This window comes from Dyadobacter chenwenxiniae, from assembly GCF_022869785.1.
Classification (GTDB): Bacteria; Bacteroidota; Bacteroidia; order Cytophagales; family Spirosomataceae; genus Dyadobacter; species Dyadobacter chenwenxiniae.
This window is the reverse complement of record NZ_CP094997.1, coordinates 2,415,207-2,434,226: the sequence shown is the minus strand read 5'-3', so window position 1 is coordinate 2,434,226 and position 19,020 is coordinate 2,415,207. Positions and strand designations below refer to the sequence as shown.

Genomic DNA, 19,020 nt, shown 5'->3' with positions numbered 1-19,020 from the left:
GTATGCAAATGCCACAAAACTGCTGTCCGCGAACCGACGGCGTCCGCGCTGAGCGCAGTAACATCCCTCTCCGATCATTCTTACCGGGAGCGACCATAGGCTTTTTGTTAATTGTCAAATATGGTTTGTAAGAAATGACATTAACGAAATCCCACTTCCTGATCTCCGCTCCATCGAGCAACTCCGGTAAAACCACGATTACGCTGGCATTGCTGCGTGCTTTGAAAAACAGAGGTTTAGAAGTTCAGCCTTTTAAATGCGGGCCGGATTACATTGATCCCATTCACCATACAGCGGCGGCGGGGAAGCAGAGTGTTAATCTGGACACATTCATGTCCTCAGAAACGCATGTGCAGGGAATTTATGCCAAATACAGTTCTGTGGCGGATGTTTCTGTGACAGAGGGCGTGATGGGACTTTTTGATGGGTCTGATAAAATGCGGGGCAGCAGCGCGGATATCGCGCAGTTGCTTGCTATCCCGGTAATTCTGGTCGTTAATGCGAAATCCATGGCTTACTCGGCGGCTCCGCTTTTGTTTGGTTTTAAAAATTTTGACAGGCGGGTTCGTGTGGTCGGCGTAATCTTCAATTTTGTGAGCACGCCGTCGCATTACCGGTTTTTGAAAGATGCGTGCACGGATGTGGGCGTGGAAGCATTGGGTTATCTTCCCCAAAACAATACATTAAGCATTCCTTCGCGGCATCTGGGCCTGCACATTTCTGCCGAGACAAATTATGAGCAGATCATTGCAAACCTGGCGGAAACGCTTCCCAAAACCGTCGATCTCGACCGGTTGCTGGAAATTACACAGCGCGGTGACCAGGAAAATCCGGATCATAATAGTAAGTCAGATACGAAACTGGCGAACCTGAAAATCAGCATTGCGAGGGACGAAGCCTTCACATTTTTATATCAGGAAAATATAAAATTACTGTCACGTTTTGGCGAGATCACTTGGTTTAGTCCGCTGCATGATAACGTTTTGCCGGAAACCGATTTCCTCTATTTACCAGGTGGTTATCCCGAATTATTTGCGGAAAAACTGAGTGAAAACACGTCTATGCGGGCCAGTCTTAAAGATTATTGTGAAAAAGGCAATCGAACGCTGGCAGAATGCGGCGGTATGATGTATCTGGCAAAAAACCTTACAGATCAATATGGCGAAACATTTCCAATGGTTGGCGTCCTGGATTGCACCACCTCCATGCAAAGTGCAAAAATGACATTGGGTTACCGCATCGCCGATTGGAATAATATAGAAATCAAAGGCCACGAATTTCATTACAGTAACCTCATTGACAACGAGATGCAGCCGCAAAGTATGCCCGTCACGAACGCAAAAGGAATTGAAACAGACACAAAAATTTACGGAAAATACAACACATACGCCTCCTACATGCATTTGTACTGGGCAGATAATGAGTCATTTATACAAAATCTATTAGCCATAAAATAAAAAATGCCGACGGCCAATAGCCGAAAGCCGACAGCAAAAAAATGACAACCAAACGACAGCGTATCACCCGTGCGGACGGAAAAGCGATTAACCTTGTGCAGCGGCGGGGGCATTTGTCGTATTGCTACAACGCCTGCTGCTGCGGTCGCACGGACCGGGGTTATGCTGCGATTCCCGTGGAATTGTACAAAAGTGAGTGGCTCAAAAGGAAGCTGCGCAATGTAGTGCATATGACCAAAGGGGGCTGCCTCGGGCCGTGCACGCTGGCGAATGTGGTTACTCTGTTGTTTGACGGGCATTCGGTGTGGTTTCATTCCATTAACAACGACTGGCAGATCATCGCGATTTTCGATTATATCGAAAGCATGGTGAAAGCCGACCGCTATCTCGTTCCACCGTCCGATCTGGCCGAATATGTGTTCCAATTCTACACTTGGAAAGGCTCAGAAACGGCCACGATCAGCGGACAAGCAGCATTGCCAACAGAAGGCATTGTGTTTATGACACATGCGGACACGGATTTGCTGACATTAAACCGCGCCATGGAAATATTGCCAGATGACTTTCCTAAAACAATGGGAATCAGTTTGCTGGCCGTGAAAAGTGAAGAACAAATGCAGCAGTTGCTGACCAGGGAACTGGCCGAAGCACAGATCATTGTGATCCGCATCCATGGCAGATTAAGCAGTATCCCGGGTTATGGCGAGCTGGTCAGGCTTGCCAGGGAGCGGCAACAACATTTGATCATCGTAAGCGGGACCGGTGAATTAAATCCCGACTTCGCAGCCGTCTCCACTGTTTCGCCTGTTATTTTGCAAGAAACATTAAACTATCTGCAAACGGGCGGTTACGCCAACTTTACTTCATTGCTTTGCTATCTGTCTGATCATTTGCTGATGACGGGTTTCGGGGCAGAACCTGCGGTTCAGCTGCCCGAACATGGAATTTACCATCCCGACCTTCCTGAAAACGCAGACATTACGGATTGGTTGAAATACAAAAATCCGGCTTTCCCAACGGTTGCAATCACCTTTTATCGCGCACACTGGATCAGCGGAAACACGCATTTTGTGGATGCAATGATCCGGTCGCTTGAAAGCCGGAATGTGAATGTGTTGCCGGTTTTTACATCTTCTTTGAAAGCGGCTGACCCGGTTTCAGGCAAGCCGATCGCTTTCCAGTATTTTGATCATGAGTCGGTTCACGTGGATGTATTGATCAACACCATTTCATTTGCGATCACGGACATTCAGCCTGCGGGAACGATTAGCAAGCCCGTAGCGGCGCTGGCAAATTTGGATGTGCCCATTTTACAGGCCATTACAAGTGGAATGAGCCGCGGACCGTGGGAAACTTCGTCGCGGGGCTTGAACCCGCTCGATACGGCAATGAATGTGGCGATCCCCGAATTTGACGGCAGGATCATTACGGTTCCGGTTTCGTTTAAAGAAAAGGGCAAGGAAACAAAGGGCTACGAACCGCTCGATAATAGGGTGGAGCGCGTTACCGGCCTGGCGCTCCGTTTTGCCAGGTTACGACATCTCAAAAATGCTGAAAAACGCATCGCATTCATTTTTACAAACTCCAATACAAAAGCTTCTCAGATAGGAAATGCAGTTGGGTTGGATGCACCGGCATCATTGATGAATATGCTGCATGCGATGCAAGCGGAGGGTTATGAGATTAAAAACCTGCCTGCTACGAGCAACGAATTGATCCACACATTGATCGATCGCTGCTCCTATGACCAGAATTATCTGACCAACGAACAATTGGAAAATGCAGCCGGACACGTTCCGGCGCATCAATATCAAAAATGGTTTGAAGAACTGCCGGAAGCATTAAAAAATAAGATTGTCAATCAATGGGGAAACGCGCCAGGCGAAACCTTTGTGCATAACGGAAGGATCGCATTGGCGGGGTTGGATCTGGGCAATGCGTTCGTGGCCTTGCAACCGCCACGTGGTTACGGCATGGACCCGGATGCCATTTACCATCAGCCCGACCTGCCGCCAACGCATCATTATTATGCATTATATCGCTGGCTGCGCGACAGTTGGGGCGCCGACGCAATTGTGCACGTAGGCAAGCACGGCACCCTTGAATGGTTGCCAGGGAAAAGCATTGGCCTCTCCGAAAACTGCTTTCCGGATGCATTGCTGGGCGATATGCCGCTTTTTTATCCCTTTATTATCAATGATCCCGGAGAAGGTTCGCAAGCCAAACGAAGAGCGCATGCTGTGATCGTTGACCATCTTACTCCACCGATGACTTCGGCAGATAGTTACGGTGAATTGGCGCAACTCACGCAATTGGTCGATGAATATTATCAGGTTGAAAGTCTGGACCCGTCGAAGTTACCGTTGTTGCAAAGGCAGATTTGGGAACTGATCCGGAGTACGAATCTCGATACCGACCTATCCGCTATGCTCAGCCGTGACCATGGCGATCACAAACATGACTGGGACGATGAAATGACGCCCGAGGGCGTGCCCGTAAGTCTGACCGAAATGGATGGGAAGGACATTGCCCACCTCATTGAGGACATTGATGGCTATTTGTGTGAACTCGGCGCCGCACAGATCCGTAATGGCCTCCATACGTTGGGAGAAATGCCCGCAGGCGGCGCACTGGCAGATATGTTACAGGCGCTTACTAGGCTCCAAAACGGTGCAGTCGCCGGTTTGCAGTCCGAGTTAGCAACATTATTTGATCTTCCACTTAATGATATTCTGGCAAAAAAAGGAGAGAAGCTCCATGCAGTTGACCCTAAATTCGAACAGCTTGCCGGAAGGAAAGTTGTCACCGGTGCGGACGCTCTGGAGGTGATGGACGAGCTGAGCAACCATTTGTTCAGACTGCTTGAACATTATCATTTTACGCCCGCTTCCATTGACCAGGTGATTTTTGAAACGCTTAACGTGACGCCTGCCTGTGCGGGTTTTGAAAATATCAGATCCATTCTTGCTTTCGTTTGCTGGGCGCTGCTGCCTGACCTCGCGCGAACGGATGAAGAGATCACAAACCTGTTGCACGGACTTTCCGGAGGCTACATTCCGGCCGGGCCGAGCGGTGCGCCTACGCGTGGTATGGCGCATATTCTGCCCACCGGACGTAATTTTTATGCCGTCGATCCGCGCGTGCTCCCTTCCAAAGCTGCGTGGGAAGTGGGACAACAACTTGCGCGCGAAGTTTTGGAAAGACACTTCAAAGACGCCGGCCGCTATCCCGAAAGCGTTGGGATAAGCATCTGGGGCACGAGCGCTATGCGAACACAAGGGGACGATGTGGCCGAAGTGCTGGCGCTGCTGGGCGTTCGTCCGGTCTGGCAGGCGGAAAGCAGGCGCATAACCGGCATCGAGATCATCGAATTGGCCGAACTAGGCCGTCCACGCATTGATGTAACGACGCGGATCAGCGGGTTTTTCAGAGACGCTTTTCCACATTTGATTGAGTTGCTGGACGATGCTGTACAAATGGTTATCGCGCAGGACGAGCCGTTGGAAGAAAATTTTGTCCGGAAACATTATTTAAAAGATTTAGCGGAACTACAAAAGGACGACAACCTCACCATTGAAGAGGCCGAGGAAAAGGCTGCTTACCGGATTTTCGGCGCAGCACCGGGAGCATACGGTGCAGGAATTTTGCCGCTGATCGACGAGCGCAACTGGCATTCTGATGCCGATCTGGCAAAAGCCTACGTCAATTGGGGCGGATATGCCTATTCCAAAAACGCGCAAGGTGTGGACGCCAGGACCGAATTCCGGCAGCGACTGGCGGGGGTAGAAGTGGCGCTGCACAACCAGGACAACCGCGAACACGACATTTTCGACAGCGACGATTACCTCCAATTTCATGGCGGGATGATCGCTACGATCCGTAACCTTACAGGCCAGCAGCCGAAACATTATTTTGGAGATTCTCAAAATCCTGCGTTGCCGATTGTGAGGGACTTGAAGGAGGAAACATTGCGCGTGTTCAGGTCGCGGGTGATTAACCCGAAATGGATCGAGAGCATTAAGAAACATGGTTACAAGGGCGGATTGGAGCTTACTGCGACGGTCGACTATATTTTTGGCTATGATGCCACGGCTCACGTGGCCGAGGATTGGATGTACGAAAAGCTGGCCCAAACCTATGCGCTAGATCCGCAAATGCAACAATTTTTTGAGGAAAATAACCCCTGGGCGCTGAATGCAATTGCAGAAAGATTGCTTGAAGCGGCCCAGCGAGGTATGTGGGCAGCCCCTTCGCAGGCGGCGTTGGATGGTTTAAAAGATTTGTATATCAAAAGCGAAACGCTGCTGGAAGCACGGGCCGAATAGTACATTAACAAGCTGTAAATGAGTAAACATTATCCATTTTCTGCGATAGTAGGGCAACCGAAACTAAAAAAAGCGCTGCTTCTTTGTGCGGTGAACCCTGCTATTGGTGGTGTGCTGATCAAGGGAGAAAAGGGCACCGCCAAAAGCACGGCGGTCCGAGGGCTTGCGGCCGTCATGCCCTATATTCATTCAGAAGTCTCTTCCGGTGAAACGCATCGGTTGCCCAAAATTCCGGTTCCGTTTGTTGACTTGCCGCTGGGTGCTTCGGAAGACCGCGTGATCGGGAGTCTGGACATTGCGGCAATGGTTTCGGAGAAAAAGCAAAAGCTGCTGCCCGGACTGCTGGCAGCTGCACATAGGGGCATTTTATATGTGGATGAAGTAAATCTGCTGCCCGATCATCTGGTGGACATTCTGCTGGATGTGGCCGCATCGGGCGTTAATACCATTCAGCGGGAAGGTCTTTCGATAGCTCACCCGTCACGTTTTGCGCTGATTGGCACTATGAACCCGGAAGAAGGCAACCTTCGTCCGCAGTTTCTGGACCGATTCGGATTAATGGTGGAAGTGGAAGCGCAGCGGGATATCGCGGAGAGGACCGAGGTTGTCAAAAGAAGGATTTCTTTTGAACACAATGCGGAAGAGTTTACAGCGCATTGGAACGGTGCGCAACTGGCTTTGCAAACGCAAATCGCAAATGCGCAAAGTCTCCTTCCCGAAGTTGTCATGCCCGAAGGTCTGCTCACACTGATCAGCCAGCTTTGTATAGAAAGGTCTGTGGCGAGCCTGCGGGCGGATATAGTAATGTATAAAACCGCAATCACCATGGCCGCAATGGCCAACCGAAAAACGGTTATCGCCGACGATATTCGGCATGCAGCGGAGCTGGTTTTGATACACCGCAAAGGGAAAAAGCCTTTTGAACAAAAACAAAATAACCCAGAAGCTGACCGGAATGCCACGCCAGGCGATAAGCAATCTCCGTCTCACAAAGGGCAATCTCCGCTGGACAATGCGCAAAAGGAGCAGCCCGAACCGGAAGATTCCCAATCTGGTCATGATAGAAACCAGGACAAATGCCTAGAAGGAGATTGTCCATCCGATACGGCACAAGTTTTCCTTCCCGCCGTTTCAGCCAAGGTTCCTGACATTCATTCAGATAAAACCATTTTTTCACCCGAGCAGAATGTCGCCCGCCGCCAGAAAACCATTAATATGCCAAAGGGTTTTCAGATAAGTGCAGAGAAATTCTCCGATGGCAGTCTGGCCGTTTCCGAAACGATCAGACACGCCATCGTGCGTCAGGCGTCCGCATCCGATTATAATACACTGGTTATTAAAAATGAAGATCTGCATCAAAAAATCAAGGCTGGAAAAACGGGGCAACTGATCCTGTTTGTGGTGGATGCTTCGGGCTCTATGGCGGCGGGGAAGCGGATGGAAGCGGTAAAGGGAAGCGTGCTTGCGCTTTTGCAAGATGCTTATCAAAAGCGTGACCGGGTAGGGGTGATCGCTTTTCGCGGCGTGGAAGCGGAGGTGCTGCTGGAACCCACACGCAGCATTGAATCTGCGGAGCAAGCAATGGAAAATTTACCGACAGGTGGAAGGACACCATTGGCCCACGCTCTTCAAGCTTCATTACAACTTATTAAAAAAGAACATGTTGATGCTAAAACGTTATTGATTGTTCTTAGTGACGGAAAGGCAAATGTGCCACTGGCGGGCGGCGGCGATCCCTGGCAACAGGCACTGCAACTGGCTGCTACGATTGGAGAAATGCAGATAAAATCATTGGTACTCGACACAGAAGGCGGTTACCTGCGGCTAGGCCGGGCCGCAGAGCTGGCTAACGCGCTGAAAGGGGAATATTTGTCCCTGGATAAGCTTTCGGCAGAATCGATTACGGGCACCATTCATTCTCATATTTATGACAGGCAACAATAGGAAGCCGCTCAGGCCGATCATGTTTGTCGGCACGGGCTCGGATGTGGGGAAAAGCGTGATTACGGCTGGGTTTTGCAGGATTTTCAAGCAGGATGGCTATCAGCCCGCGCCATTCAAAGCGCAGAATATGTCGCTAAACAGCTATGTAACAGCGGACGGACTCGAACTTGGACGCGCGCAGGCTATGCAGGCCGAGGCGGCCGGAATTCCGTGTTTGTCGGATATGAACCCGGTGCTGCTGAAGCCCACGAGCGACCAATCGTCACAGGTGGTTCTGAATGGTAAACCGGTTGGTAATCAGTCGGCTTACGAGTATTTCATGGCCAATGACCGCCGCGAACTGTTCGAAGCTGTAAAGGAGGCTTTCAATCGGCTTTCGACAAGCTATCACCCGATTGTGATGGAGGGCGCAGGCAGCATTTCGGAGCTAAACCTGAAACACCGCGACATTACCAACCTGCGCATGGCCGCCCACGCCGGAGCCGCCACTTACCTGATCGGCGATATCGACCGCGGAGGCGTTTTTGGCAGCGTTTACGGCACCATAGCATTGCTTACAGACGAAGAAAAAGCCTGCATGAAAGGCATTATCATCAACAAATTCAGGGGTGATGGCCGCTTGTTCGAAGATGGAAAACGTATGCTGGAAGAACTTACGGGCCTGCCGGTGGTGGGCATTTTGCCATATTTCCGGGATATTTACATAGAGCAGGAAGATTCCGTTTCGCTGGAATCCAAATATAAAACTTCGGTGGCCGGCAAAGTGAATGTGGTCGTTATTCTGCTGCGGCGCTTGTCCAACTTTACGGATTTTGACCGGCTAGAAAGCGATCAGCGGGTTAACCTCTTTTATACGAATGATCCCGCCGAAATAGCAAACGCCGATATCGTCATTATCCCAGGCAGCAAAAACACCATTGATGATATGCTTTTTATCAAAAATAATGGTGTCGCAAAAGCAATTTTGCAAGCGCATAAGTCAGGCAAAACGGTTATCGGGATCTGCGGCGGTTATCAAATGCTGGGCGAAACGATCCTGGATCCGCACCATGTGGAAGGCACCACTGAAAGTGTGCCCGGCTTGGGTATTTTACCGGTTTCAACCACGCTGCAAGCAGAGAAAACGACACTGCAATGCCGGTTCCGGTTTCGGGAAAGTGAAAACCTGGCATTTGGTTACGAGATCCATATGGGTGAAACGGTGATTACGGGCCATGAAAAAGCCGTCGCAACATTGTCTGACGGACGGAATGATGGCTGTTTTCTCAATGAAAAAACCTGGGGCACTTACCTGCACGGGATTCTTGATAATGATGAGGTGATCGCTCATTTGTTGCAGCCCTATACAACGGATCACTCTGAAAATCAGATCAGTTTCCGGGCATTTAAGGAAAAGCAATTTGATAAGCTGGCGGACGTGATCCGGGCGAATGTGGATATGGAATTGATTTATAAATCCCTTAAAATCTAGCGCATGTTACACGGGCATGGAGATGATGGTTACCGTTACGGACAGGAAATTTTGGCTGATTTCAGCACAAATGTCTGGTATGGAGGCGAACCGGCGGGTTTGAAGGAGTATATTTTTGAAAAATGGGCAAATATCAATCGCTATCCCGAGGTGGCCGGCGAAGGTCTGACTGCTCAAATCACAGGGCATCACAGACTTTCCAATGATCAGATTTTAGTCGCTAATGGCACAACCGAAAGCATTTACCTGATTGCACAGCTTTTTGCAGGAAAGAAAACCACGATTGTAACGCCCGCATTTTCGGAGTATGAGGATGCTTGCGCCATGCACGGGCACGAAATGCAGTTTTTGAGCTGGAAGGAAAGTCTGGAACTGCCCCGACTCAAAAGTGACCTCGTTTTTATATGTAACCCGAATAATCCCACGGGTTTCACATTTCCTGATCTTACATTCTGGCTGCGCATCAACCGGCAATGTGTGTTTGTGGTGGATGAGGCATTCATTGATTTTGCGCCTGGCACCGGGTCGATGCTGGAAGCATTAAGCCAGTTTGAAAACCTGATCATTCTGCGGTCGCTTACGAAAGCTTATGCGATTCCGGGGCTTAGGCTGGGTTATATCCTGGCTGGAAATGAGTGGATTGATCAACTGTTGCGCATAAAGCAACCCTGGTCTGTTAATGCGATTGCGCTGGCAGCGGGTTCCTTTATTTTTGATCATTTTGATGAGGTCCAGCCGCCCGTTGCGCAGTTACTATATGATAAAAAAGAGCTGACAAATCAGCTCAGACAAAATGATGCTTTTGAAATTGAAGATAGCGATACGCATTTTTTTCTTGCTAAAACCATCATTCGTAATGCTGCCCAGCTCAAAACCTTTCTGCTCGAAGAACACCAGATTCTGATCCGCGATGCCAGCAATTTCCGAAACCTGACACGCCAGCATTTCAGGATTGCCGCGCTCTGTCCTGATAAAAATCAACTGCTCATTAACGCGCTCGAAGCATGGAAAACGCGCTATTACTGATCGTGCCGTTATGCGTCGGCTATCTTCTGGATCTTTTGCTCGGCGATCCCGATCACTGGCCTCATCCCGTGCGGTTGTTTGGCGATGCGATTGCGCTTGGGGAGCGGAATTTAAATCACGGGGGCAGCAAGATTTTAAAAGGAGCATTGCTGGCTTTATGCCTGGTTTTGGCTGTGTATTTTATTTTAACAATGTTAAATAATGCGGTTTTTGAGATCAAATGGCTTTTTGTGGTAATTAACAGCATTTGGGTTTACTATGGACTGGCCAACAAAAATCTGGTTTCGGAAGGTCAGAATGTCTTTGATATGCTGGAAAAGAGGGGACTTTCTGAGGGGCGTGCGCAACTTTCGCGGATTGTGGGAAGGGATACAATTCAATTGAGTGAGCAGCAGATCCGGACGGCCGTTTTTGAAACCATGTCGGAGAATCTGAGTGATGGCGTTGTGGCTCCGCTGTTTTACTACGCATTGGCTGGTGCGCCGGGTATGATGGCCTACAAAATGATCAATACAATGGATTCCATGATTGGCTACCATAATGCCCGCTATGAACAATTTGGAAAATTCGCGGCTCGGCTGGACGATGCGGCCAACTTTATCCCGGCGCGGATCACGGCGTTATTAATGGTGCTGGTGACAGGCAGTTGGCGTGGACTGCGGTTTATTTTCAAATACGGCAACAAACACAAAAGCCCGAATGCAGGCTATCCCGAATCGGCTCTGGCAGGCATTCTCCATTGTCGTTTTGGCGGTCCCAATGTGTATCACGGAGTGCTTATCGACAAACCATATATAGGGGAGAACGGGAGGAGAATTAGGAAAGAAGAAATCAGAAAAGTTTCGCAGATAAATCACCTGGTATGTCTGATAACCATTTTGTTATGCTGCATATGGTTCATGATATTAAAAATTTGAAAAGAAATAATATTCCGAAAAAATATTTCGTCGATAAATGCTTCGCCGTTGAAAGAAAAAGAATAATTCTTCGCCGTTGACTTAAGTCAGAAAAAGAGTAATTCTTCGCCGTTGACTTAAGTCAACGGGAATTAGAATTGGAAATAAAAATAGATTATGAATAAGATTATTATTTCCGGTGGGCCGGGTTCTGGAAAATCGACGTTGCTGATTGCGCTGGAAAGTTCTGGTTTCCAATGTGTGCCGGAGGTTTCGCGGGAGCTGATCCGGCAGGAGGTGGCGAGGAGTTCGGAATGTGTTCCATGGAAAGATCTGGCGTGTTTTGCCAGGCTCTGTTTAGGTAAAATGATCTTTGATTTTGAAAATGTTTCGTACGATAACCTCACCTTTTTTGATCGTGGCATTCCGGATATTATTGCTTATCTGCGTTTTGGCGGCTTGCCCGTTGATGATGCATTTATGACCGCGGCTGTAACATTCCGGTATGCAGCCGAGGTCTTTATCGCGCCACCCTGGGAGGCAATTTACATCAATGATAACGAGCGTTGGCAGACATTCAGTGAAGCCGCTGCATTGTATTCGGAAATCAAAAAAGTGTATACCGAACTCGGTTATCAGGTGACGGAATTGCCATTGGCATCCGTTGAGAAACGGGTTGAATTTACTTTAACAAAACTTGAACGAATTGAATATAAGTAACTTTCTATCAGGATGTTGTATTGTGTTTCTTGCGGCCATTCTGGTCGCTTGCAGCACTTCGTCAACGCTTTATGAGCAAGGGGAATCGGGCTATGAAGGGCCAGCGCTTTTTAAGGAGAAAGTTGTCATCAGGCATGCGAAAGGTTTTACCATTGATTACCATAAAAATTTCAAATTGGTCAAAATCATGAGCCCGTTTGAGAAGACTACGGACACCATGACATTTGTCCTCCTCCAACGCGGCACCCCAAAACCAGCAGGTTATCCCAGCGCACAGATCATTCCAATTCCTGTCCAAAGCCTGGTTCCTATGTCTTCCATGCACATTGGATTGGTTGGTTTTTTAGGCGCCGAGCACATTGTTACCGGCATGGGAAACCTTACTTACGTCTCGTCCGAAAAGATCCGGGCGCGGATTAAGTCGGGCGATATTAAGGAAGTGGGAAAGGATCAGGGATTGAATGAAGAACTGCTTATTGCCATGCATCCCGATCTGGTAATGGCGATAGGGAGCCCGGTGTCCAAAATCAACCGCTATCAGTCGCTCAAACAAGCTGGAATTCCTGTGATGGTCAATTCGGAATGGATTGAGACCACGCCGCTTGCCCGCGCCGAATGGGTGAAATTGATGGCCGCCCTGCTGAACAAGGAAGCAGAGGTGAATGCCAGGTTTGGGGAATCCGAAAAGGAATATGCACGCCTCGCAAAGCTGGCAAAGGGCCGCAGAACTAAACCAAGCCTGGTTTCGGGCATGAATTCGAAAGACGCATGGTTCGTCCCGAGTGGCAGCGGCTATGTTAGCAGGTTATTTCAGGATGCTGGCGGGCATTACCAGTGGGCGGACACGAAGGCAACAGGCAGTCTCCCGCTCAATTTTGAAACGGTGTATCCGATTGCTTTGCATGCAGATTTCTGGTTAAATGTGGGGATACTGGGCGTAAAATCGAGGCAGGAGCTTCTGGATAAAGATCGGCGCTATGCGGATTTCAAGGCCTTCAAAACAGGAAACATATTTACCCATAACAAAAGGCAAGCAGCCAACGGCGCAAACGATTACTGGGAATCAGGAGCAGTGAGCCCGCACCTGGTGCTGGCAGATCTAATCAAAATCCTCCACCCGGAATTACTGCCAGCGCATGAATTGGTTTACTATCAGAAGATCGAGTAGGGGTTGCCCTAAATCCCTAAAGGGACTTTGCGTTTGCTGTTCATTCCGAGCGATGGCACCCGCTCATTCACACATTCACACATTCACACATTCACACATTCAATCATTCAGTCATTCACTCATTCAAAATTAACCATGAAAATCTACACCAAAAAAGGAGACAAAGGAACCACGGGGCTGTTTGGCGGGAGCAGGGTTCCGAAGGATAATGTACGCATCGAATGCATCGGAACGCTGGATGAAGTTAATTCTACGATCGGATTAATGCGGGTGAAGCTCGGAACTGATCATGAATGGCAGTCTAATTTGCACAAAATTCAGAAAGATCTGATGGATATGATGTCGCATCTGGCACGGCCTTCGGATGCGAAGAAGGAAAACACTAACCCGATGCCGGTAGACGGTGCGGAGTTTTGTGAAACCTGGATCGATGACCTGGAAGCCGCCATGACTTCGCCTTCGGACTATTTCCTGTTGCCGGGCGGAAACGAGATTTCGGCTTTGTGCCACATGGTGCGGACACAGATGAGACGGGGCGAAAGGAGACTGGTGTCATTGATTAAAACCGATTCCGTGGATGAGGCGATCCCCGCTTACATCAACCGGCTTTCCGACCTGTTTTTTACGCTGGCCCGGGCCGAAATGGATAAGGCGGGTGTAGCGGAAGAAAAGTGGCAGCTGTTTTTGTATAAGCGTTTCAAAACAGCTGACAAATGATCGTTTATATCAGCGGCGGCGCCAGAAGCGGGAAAAGTGGTTTTGCGCAGGAAATGGCTTTGAAAGTCAGTTCTGCGCCTGTTTATGTGGCTACGGCAAAGGTTTGGGATGAAGATTTTGCAGCACGTGTAGCGCGTCACAAACGGGAACGGGGAGCTGAATGGACTTCGATTGAGGCGGGGGCCGACATTCATTTACAACCAATCAAGAACCGCGTGGTGGTGATTGATTGCGTAACGCTCTGGCTAACAAATCTTTTCATCTCTTACGATGAAGACATTGAAAGAACGCTGGCAGCATTCAAAGCGGAAATTGATGGCCTTATGGCATTAGAAGGCACATTCATCATCATTTCCAACGAAATCGGAATGGGTGTACATGCTGCGACGGAACTCGGACGCAAGTTCACCGATTTGCAAGGCTGGGCCAATCAATATGTTGCCAGCAAAGCAGAAGAAGCCATTTTTATGGTTTCCGGACTGCCATTATGGTTAAAGAAATCAAATTAAAAAATAAAGCCATGAACGTTGTATTAGCGGACCAGATCCAGCATAAAATTGATTTTAAGACCAAACCAACGGGGGCATTGGGAATGTTGGAAAAACTGGCATTTCAAATTGCCCAAATCCAACAGACATTGACTCCCGAGCTCAAAAAGCCGCATATCATCGTGTTTGCGGCGAGCCACGGCATCGCGGCACATGCGGTTAGTGCTTATCCGGCTGAGGTGACGGCTCAAATGGTGCTGAACTTCTTAAACGGCGGCGCAGCGATCAATGTTTTCACGAGGCAGCATGGCATAGCGTTGCTGGTTGTGGATGCCGGTGTGAATTATGATTTTGGTAAAAATGAAAAGCTCATCGACGCGAAAGTGGGTTTTGGAACAAACAATATTTTGACCTCCCCGGCTATGTCAGCAATAGAATGCGATGCGTGCCTGCAACGCGGCAGGGAAATCGTGGGCGATGTCCGGGCAACCGGCTGTAACGTGATCGGTTTTGGCGAGATGGGCATTGGCAACACCTCATCAGCAGCATTGATGATGAGCAAATTACTGGACTTGCCACTGGAAGATTGTGTGGGCAAAGGCACAGGTTTAAGTGATGAGCAAATGTCTGCCAAGCTGGCGATCCTTCATCAGGCCATGCAGAACCATGCAGATCTCGACAACAATCCCCTGCGCGTGCTGCAAACTTTCGGCGGGTTTGAAATCGCAATGATGTGCGGTGCAATGCTGGAAGCGGCGGATAGGGGAATGGTCGTTTTGGTGGATGGTTTTATTGCTTCTGTGGCTTATCTGACAGCTTTTCGAATGCATGCCAAGATTTCGCAACATGCTGTTTTCTGCCACGAATCCTCGGAGAAGGGGCACGAAATTTTACTGCGGAGTTTGAATGCAACCCCGATCTTACGGCTGGGGATGCGGCTTGGGGAGGGTACGGGCTGCGCTGTTGCGTATCCTGTTTTGCAGAGTGCCGTGGCGTTTTTAAACGAAATGGCTAGTTTTGAAAGCGCCGGTGTCAGCAATAAAGTCGCATGAAACAGCAACTGACGCTCTTTTTCACCGCCCTGCAGTTTTATACCCGCATTCCGGTGCCCGGCCGGGTGTTGTACAAACCTGAAAATTTAAGTCTGGCAACAGGATATTTACCCTTAATCGGCTGTCTGGTAGGCCTTATTTCGGGATTGACCTGGCTGACCGGTGCGCAACTGGCTACTATTCCGATCGGTCTCGCGCTGTCTATGATCGCATCGGTTCTCACCACCGGAGCATTCCACGAAGATGGATTTGCCGATGTTTGCGATGGATTCGGGGGTGGCTGGACGCGGGATAAGATCATGGAAATAATGAAAGACAGTCGTGTAGGAACTTATGGTTCTGTTGGGTTAATGTCGGTGCTGGCTTTGAAATTTCTGCTTTTAGATAACCTGGCCTTACAGCGGGAAAACAACTTTACAATTCTCACAGCCACGTTAGCCAGCGCCCACGCTTGGAGCCGGTTAATGCCTGTTTTTGTCATTTTCACACAACCTTATGCACGTGTTGGTCAGGGGAGTAAAGCAAAAGCCGCCACACAAATGGTCGGTTGGACCAGCATTGCAACGGGCTGTCTTTTCGCATTGATCCCACTGATTTTACTCGGCTGGGTGAGCCGGACGCCATTCATTTGGATCTGTTGCATTTTGCCTGCCATCATTACATTCGAGCTGACCCGCTATTTTAAAAAATGGATCGGGGGATACACCGGCGATTGCCTCGGCGCTATCCAGCAAACCAGCGAAGTCACTTTCTACCTTTCACTCACGGCACTTTGGAAATTTATCTGATCAGGCACACCACGCCACTTATTACAGCCGGGCACATTTACGGTTGGTCCGATATCCCATTGGCTGAAACATTTTTAACGGAGGTTAACGATGTTAGAAAACAATTACATGTCAGTTTTGACCGGGTATATGCCAGTCCGTCAACACGTTGTCTGAAACTGGCGACCGAGATTAGCGAAAAGGTCTTTATCGACGAGCGCCTTCGGGAGCTGCATTTCGGCGATTGGGAAGGCGAAAGATGGGATACGGTTGACCAAAATGCATTACAGATCTGGATGGATGATTTCGTGAACGTCTGCATTCCCGGCGGTGAAAGCATGCTGCAAATGAAAGAGCGATTGCGCTCCTTTTGGAATGAATTAATGGAGAATGACATAGATAATGTTGCCGTGGTCACACACGCAGGCGCTATCCGAATCCTGCTTGCTTTGCATCAGAGAATGGATTTGAACCGGATATTCGACATCCAGGTCTGTTACGGACAAGTTTTTCATGTCAAATCACCCGTTCCATATAGATAGTCTCTTCGATCGGATTAAAATAGTAGGGATCGATAGGCTCGAAACCAAAAGATTCGTACAGACTGCGCGCTTTGGTCATACTGCTCAATGTGTCCAGCCGGACCTTCTTGTAGCCAATCCTGGCTGCGGTTGCGATGGCTCTTTCCAATAACTCCTTTCCAATACCAAATCCCCGGAAATCAGGCCGGACATACATCCGTTTCAGTTCGGCAATTTCGTCGTCCAATCGCCTGATTCCGGCACAGCCTGCCAGCGAACCGTCTTGATAGACGAGCAGAAGTGCGCCAGTCGGTTTGTCGTATTGCAGGCGGACCGATTCCAGTTCTCCGGAAAAATTCTGGAATGACAGATCAATGTCCAAAGAATTGGCATATTCAATGAAAAGCTCCTTCGCCTGCTCAAATTCTTCGCTCGTTTCTGCTAATTTATAAAACACATTCATGGTGACCGTGATATTTTTTAGTCCTGTAAGCAGCAACAAAATTGTAAAGGAAATCAACTCCATACTATTCGGTCCTGCTGAAAATATATCCGTTCTTTATCCAGCCCCATTAATTTTAACATTATGACATTCAGAAAACGTTTCCTACCCATGGCAATGCTCGCGCTCTGTTCCTTTGGGGCGACAGCACAAAATGGGGAAAATTATAGCTGGACCAATCTTCCAAAAGCGGAGCAGCCCGTTTTTAAGCGTGACACCATCCGGATAACAGCCTATGGTGCGCTTCCCGACGGGCATACGCTGAATACCCATGCGATCCATCAGGCGATTGATGCGTTGAGCAGGAAAGGCGGGGGCGTTGTGATGGTGCCTCCGGGTCTTTGGATGACCGGGCCGATTGTCATGAAAAGCAATATTAACCTGTATTTGAGTGAGAATGCGACGCTGCTTTTCACCCCGGACAAGACGCAATATGCATTGACCGAGGGTTTTTACGAGGGTAAGAGCGCCGCGCGCAACCAGTCTCCCATCTCCGGCATCAACCTCGAAAATGTTGCCGTAACGGGGAAAGGCATTGTGGATGGCAATGGGGATGTGTGGCGCGCTGTTCACAAAAGCCAGTTGACAGAAGGCCAATGGAAAGAAAAAGTTGCTTCCGGTGGAGTCCTCAAAGACGATGGCAAAACCTGGTATCCCAGTGATCAATTCAAAAAAGCAAGCACCGAAAACAAAAGCATGCTGCTCACGCCGGGCAAAACGCCAAGGGATTTTGCGGACATGAAGGATTTTCTCAGGCCTAATCTTGTGGTTTTCAACAACTGCAAAAAGGTGCTGCTGGAAGGCGTAACCTTCCAGAATTCAGCCGCCTGGTGCATTCACCCCCTCATGTGTCAGGACCTGACCATCCGTAATGTGCGTGTAAAGAACCCTGAATACGCGCATAATGGTGACGGAATGGACATTGAATCCTGCAAAAACTTTCTGATCGAAGGCTGCACGCTGGACGTGGGGGATGATGCCATTTGTATCAAATCGGGCAAAGACGAGGAAGGCAGAAAACGCGGCATACCCACGGAGAATGGCCTCATCAGAAACAACGTTGTGTACAATGGGCATGGTGGCTTTGTGGTGGGCAGCGAAATGAGCGGCGGCGCGCGGAATATTTTCGTTCAGAACTGCACATTTATGGGCACGGACAAGGGGTTGCGCTTCAAATCCGTGCGCGGTCGCGGGGGCGTGGTCGAAAAAATCTATGCAAAGGATATTTACATGAAGGACATTGCGCAGGAAGCAGTATTCTTTGATCTCTTTTATTTCGTGAAATTTGCAACAGATGGCGCGCGCGACATGCGGGAAGTCGTCAATGAAGGCACTCCGGTTTTCCGGGACATGCATTTTGAGAACATCGTTTGCAACGGCGCCGCCAAAGCCATTTTCATACGAGGGCTTGCCGAAATGCCGGTAAAGAACATTATCATGGAAAATATGGTCATTACTGCCGACTCCGGCATAGAGCTGACCGATGGTAAGAACATTCAGTTCAAAAATGTGCATCTGATCACGCCGGAAAAAGACCAGATAGTTAACCAGGTAAGGTGAAATGCAATTCCATATTTTTTTTCTTCTTTGGTGCCAAATGGTTGAGATATCGCGTCATTAACTGTAAATTGTTCATCTAATAAAAATGAATAGCCGTACAAGGCGCTTAACTTCTTGGCGATGATACTCCTGGACCTTTTGGGTGTGCTGATCGTGGGCGTCAGCTTCTTCTTACTAAGCCACATAGTCGATCTCTTCAGACCGAAAAGAAAGCGCATGGTGCAAAGGATTCCCCGGCGACTGCCAGAAAAGCGGCACCGCAGACAGATCAAGGCAGATCTGGATAATTTGCTGTTACGCTACAACCAGGGCACCTTGAACGAGCAGCAGTACTACTACGAAGCAAACGAACTAATTGACCAGTTGGCCGATGTACTTGAAAATGAGGCGTCTTTTAGTCATTAAT

Annotated in this window: 16 protein-coding genes; 15 read left to right on the top strand and 1 reads right to left on the bottom strand. The window is 48.9% G+C overall.

The window, feature by feature from the left end; all coding sequences use genetic code 11:
- Positions 1-134 precede the first annotated feature (134 nt).
- From MUK70_RS09950 to cobC, 13 genes are all read left to right on the top strand, one after another.
- Entirely contained in the window at positions 135-1,457 is a 1,323-nt protein-coding gene (locus MUK70_RS09950) for a cobyrinic acid a,c-diamide synthase CobB (RefSeq protein WP_234656324.1), read from the top strand.
- Positions 1,458-1,498: 41 nt separating this feature from the next.
- On the top strand, positions 1,499-5,782 hold the full coding sequence (cobN, locus tag MUK70_RS09945; protein WP_234656325.1) for a cobaltochelatase subunit CobN: 4,284 nt from the start codon (positions 1,499-1,501) through the stop codon (positions 5,780-5,782).
- An 18-nt stretch (positions 5,783-5,800) separates the two neighbouring features.
- Positions 5,801-7,726 (top strand): magnesium chelatase subunit D family protein, encoded by a 1,926-nt coding sequence (locus tag MUK70_RS09940; protein WP_234656326.1) that lies wholly within the window; start codon positions 5,801-5,803, stop codon positions 7,724-7,726.
- Complete coding sequence (locus MUK70_RS09935) at positions 7,710-9,197, top strand: cobyric acid synthase (RefSeq protein ID WP_234656327.1); 1,488 nt, start codon at positions 7,710-7,712, stop codon at positions 9,195-9,197. The genes MUK70_RS09940 and MUK70_RS09935 overlap by 17 nt, the downstream gene beginning before the upstream one ends.
- 3 nt (positions 9,198-9,200) lie before the next feature.
- Positions 9,201-10,223: a pyridoxal phosphate-dependent aminotransferase gene (locus MUK70_RS09930; RefSeq protein WP_234656328.1), complete on the top strand. Its 1,023-nt coding sequence runs from the start codon at positions 9,201-9,203 to the stop codon at positions 10,221-10,223.
- Positions 10,202-11,140: an adenosylcobinamide-phosphate synthase CbiB gene (gene cbiB / locus MUK70_RS09925; RefSeq protein WP_234656329.1), complete on the top strand. Its 939-nt coding sequence runs from the start codon at positions 10,202-10,204 to the stop codon at positions 11,138-11,140. The genes MUK70_RS09930 and cbiB overlap by 22 nt, the downstream gene beginning before the upstream one ends.
- 156 nt (positions 11,141-11,296) lie before the next feature.
- Positions 11,297-11,839 carry an AAA family ATPase gene (locus MUK70_RS09920; protein ID WP_234656330.1) on the top strand — a complete coding sequence of 181 codons (543 nt, stop codon included), beginning with the start codon at positions 11,297-11,299 and terminating at the stop codon, positions 11,837-11,839.
- A complete protein-coding gene (locus MUK70_RS09915) occupies positions 11,826-13,007 on the top strand; it encodes an ABC transporter substrate-binding protein (protein WP_234656331.1) in 1,182 nt (393 codons plus the stop codon). Before MUK70_RS09920 ends, MUK70_RS09915 begins: the two co-directional genes overlap by 14 nt.
- A gap of 135 nt (positions 13,008-13,142) precedes the next feature.
- Complete coding sequence (locus tag MUK70_RS09910; protein WP_234656332.1) at positions 13,143-13,724, top strand: cob(I)yrinic acid a,c-diamide adenosyltransferase; 582 nt, start codon at positions 13,143-13,145, stop codon at positions 13,722-13,724.
- Positions 13,721-14,233 carry a bifunctional adenosylcobinamide kinase/adenosylcobinamide-phosphate guanylyltransferase gene (locus MUK70_RS09905; protein WP_234656333.1) on the top strand — a complete coding sequence of 171 codons (513 nt, stop codon included), beginning with the start codon at positions 13,721-13,723 and terminating at the stop codon, positions 14,231-14,233. The genes MUK70_RS09910 and MUK70_RS09905 overlap by 4 nt, the downstream gene beginning before the upstream one ends.
- Positions 14,234-14,244: 11 nt before the next feature.
- Entirely contained in the window at positions 14,245-15,264 is a 1,020-nt protein-coding gene (cobT, locus tag MUK70_RS09900; protein WP_234656334.1) for a nicotinate-nucleotide--dimethylbenzimidazole phosphoribosyltransferase, read from the top strand.
- Positions 15,261-16,052, top strand: coding sequence for an adenosylcobinamide-GDP ribazoletransferase (cobS, locus tag MUK70_RS09895; protein WP_234656335.1), 792 nt, complete (start codon positions 15,261-15,263; stop codon positions 16,050-16,052). The genes cobT and cobS overlap by 4 nt, the downstream gene beginning before the upstream one ends.
- The gene (gene cobC, locus MUK70_RS09890; RefSeq protein WP_234656336.1) at positions 16,037-16,573 is read left to right on the top strand and encodes an alpha-ribazole phosphatase; all 537 of its coding nucleotides are present in this window, start codon (positions 16,037-16,039) and stop codon (positions 16,571-16,573) included. Before cobS ends, cobC begins: the two co-directional genes overlap by 16 nt.
- Here cobC and MUK70_RS09885 read toward each other — a convergent pair.
- On the bottom strand, positions 16,548-17,078 hold the full coding sequence (locus MUK70_RS09885) for a GNAT family N-acetyltransferase (RefSeq protein ID WP_234656337.1): 531 nt from the start codon (positions 17,076-17,078) through the stop codon (positions 16,548-16,550). The genes cobC and MUK70_RS09885 overlap by 26 nt on opposite strands.
- Positions 17,079-17,138: 60 nt before the next feature.
- Here MUK70_RS09885 and MUK70_RS09880 point away from each other — a divergent pair, with 60 nt between their 5' ends.
- Entirely contained in the window at positions 17,139-18,614 is a 1,476-nt protein-coding gene (locus MUK70_RS09880; protein WP_234656338.1) for a glycoside hydrolase family 28 protein, read from the top strand.
- 120 nt (positions 18,615-18,734) lie between these two features.
- Positions 18,735-19,019: a hypothetical protein gene (locus tag MUK70_RS09875; protein ID WP_234656339.1), complete on the top strand. Its 285-nt coding sequence runs from the start codon at positions 18,735-18,737 to the stop codon at positions 19,017-19,019.
- The last annotated feature ends 1 nt before the right edge of the window (position 19,020 follow it).

Bases quoted from the DNA above. Each gene is read 5' to 3' on its own strand.
- cobS (WP_234656335.1), top strand. From the start codon at position 15,261: ATGAAACAGCAACTGACGCTCTTTTTCACCGCCCTGCAGTTTTATACC.
- MUK70_RS09875 (WP_234656339.1), top strand. From the start codon at position 18,735: ATGATACTCCTGGACCTTTTGGGTGTGCTGATCGTGGGCGTCAGCTTC.
- MUK70_RS09885 (WP_234656337.1), bottom strand. From the start codon at position 17,078: ATGGAGTTGATTTCCTTTACAATTTTGTTGCTGCTTACAGGACTAAAA.
- MUK70_RS09920 (WP_234656330.1), top strand. From the start codon at position 11,297: ATGAATAAGATTATTATTTCCGGTGGGCCGGGTTCTGGAAAATCGACG.
- MUK70_RS09950 (WP_234656324.1), top strand. From the start codon at position 135: ATGACATTAACGAAATCCCACTTCCTGATCTCCGCTCCATCGAGCAAC.
- MUK70_RS09930 (WP_234656328.1), top strand. From the start codon at position 9,201: ATGTTACACGGGCATGGAGATGATGGTTACCGTTACGGACAGGAAATT.
- cobN (WP_234656325.1), top strand. From the start codon at position 1,499: ATGACAACCAAACGACAGCGTATCACCCGTGCGGACGGAAAAGCGATT.
- MUK70_RS09880 (WP_234656338.1), top strand. From the start codon at position 17,139: ATGACATTCAGAAAACGTTTCCTACCCATGGCAATGCTCGCGCTCTGT.
- cobT (WP_234656334.1), top strand. From the start codon at position 14,245: ATGAACGTTGTATTAGCGGACCAGATCCAGCATAAAATTGATTTTAAG.
- MUK70_RS09905 (WP_234656333.1), top strand. From the start codon at position 13,721: ATGATCGTTTATATCAGCGGCGGCGCCAGAAGCGGGAAAAGTGGTTTT.
- MUK70_RS09935 (WP_234656327.1), top strand. From the start codon at position 7,710: ATGACAGGCAACAATAGGAAGCCGCTCAGGCCGATCATGTTTGTCGGC.
- MUK70_RS09940 (WP_234656326.1), top strand. From the start codon at position 5,801: ATGAGTAAACATTATCCATTTTCTGCGATAGTAGGGCAACCGAAACTA.
- cbiB (WP_234656329.1), top strand. From the start codon at position 10,202: ATGGAAAACGCGCTATTACTGATCGTGCCGTTATGCGTCGGCTATCTT.
- MUK70_RS09910 (WP_234656332.1), top strand. From the start codon at position 13,143: ATGAAAATCTACACCAAAAAAGGAGACAAAGGAACCACGGGGCTGTTT.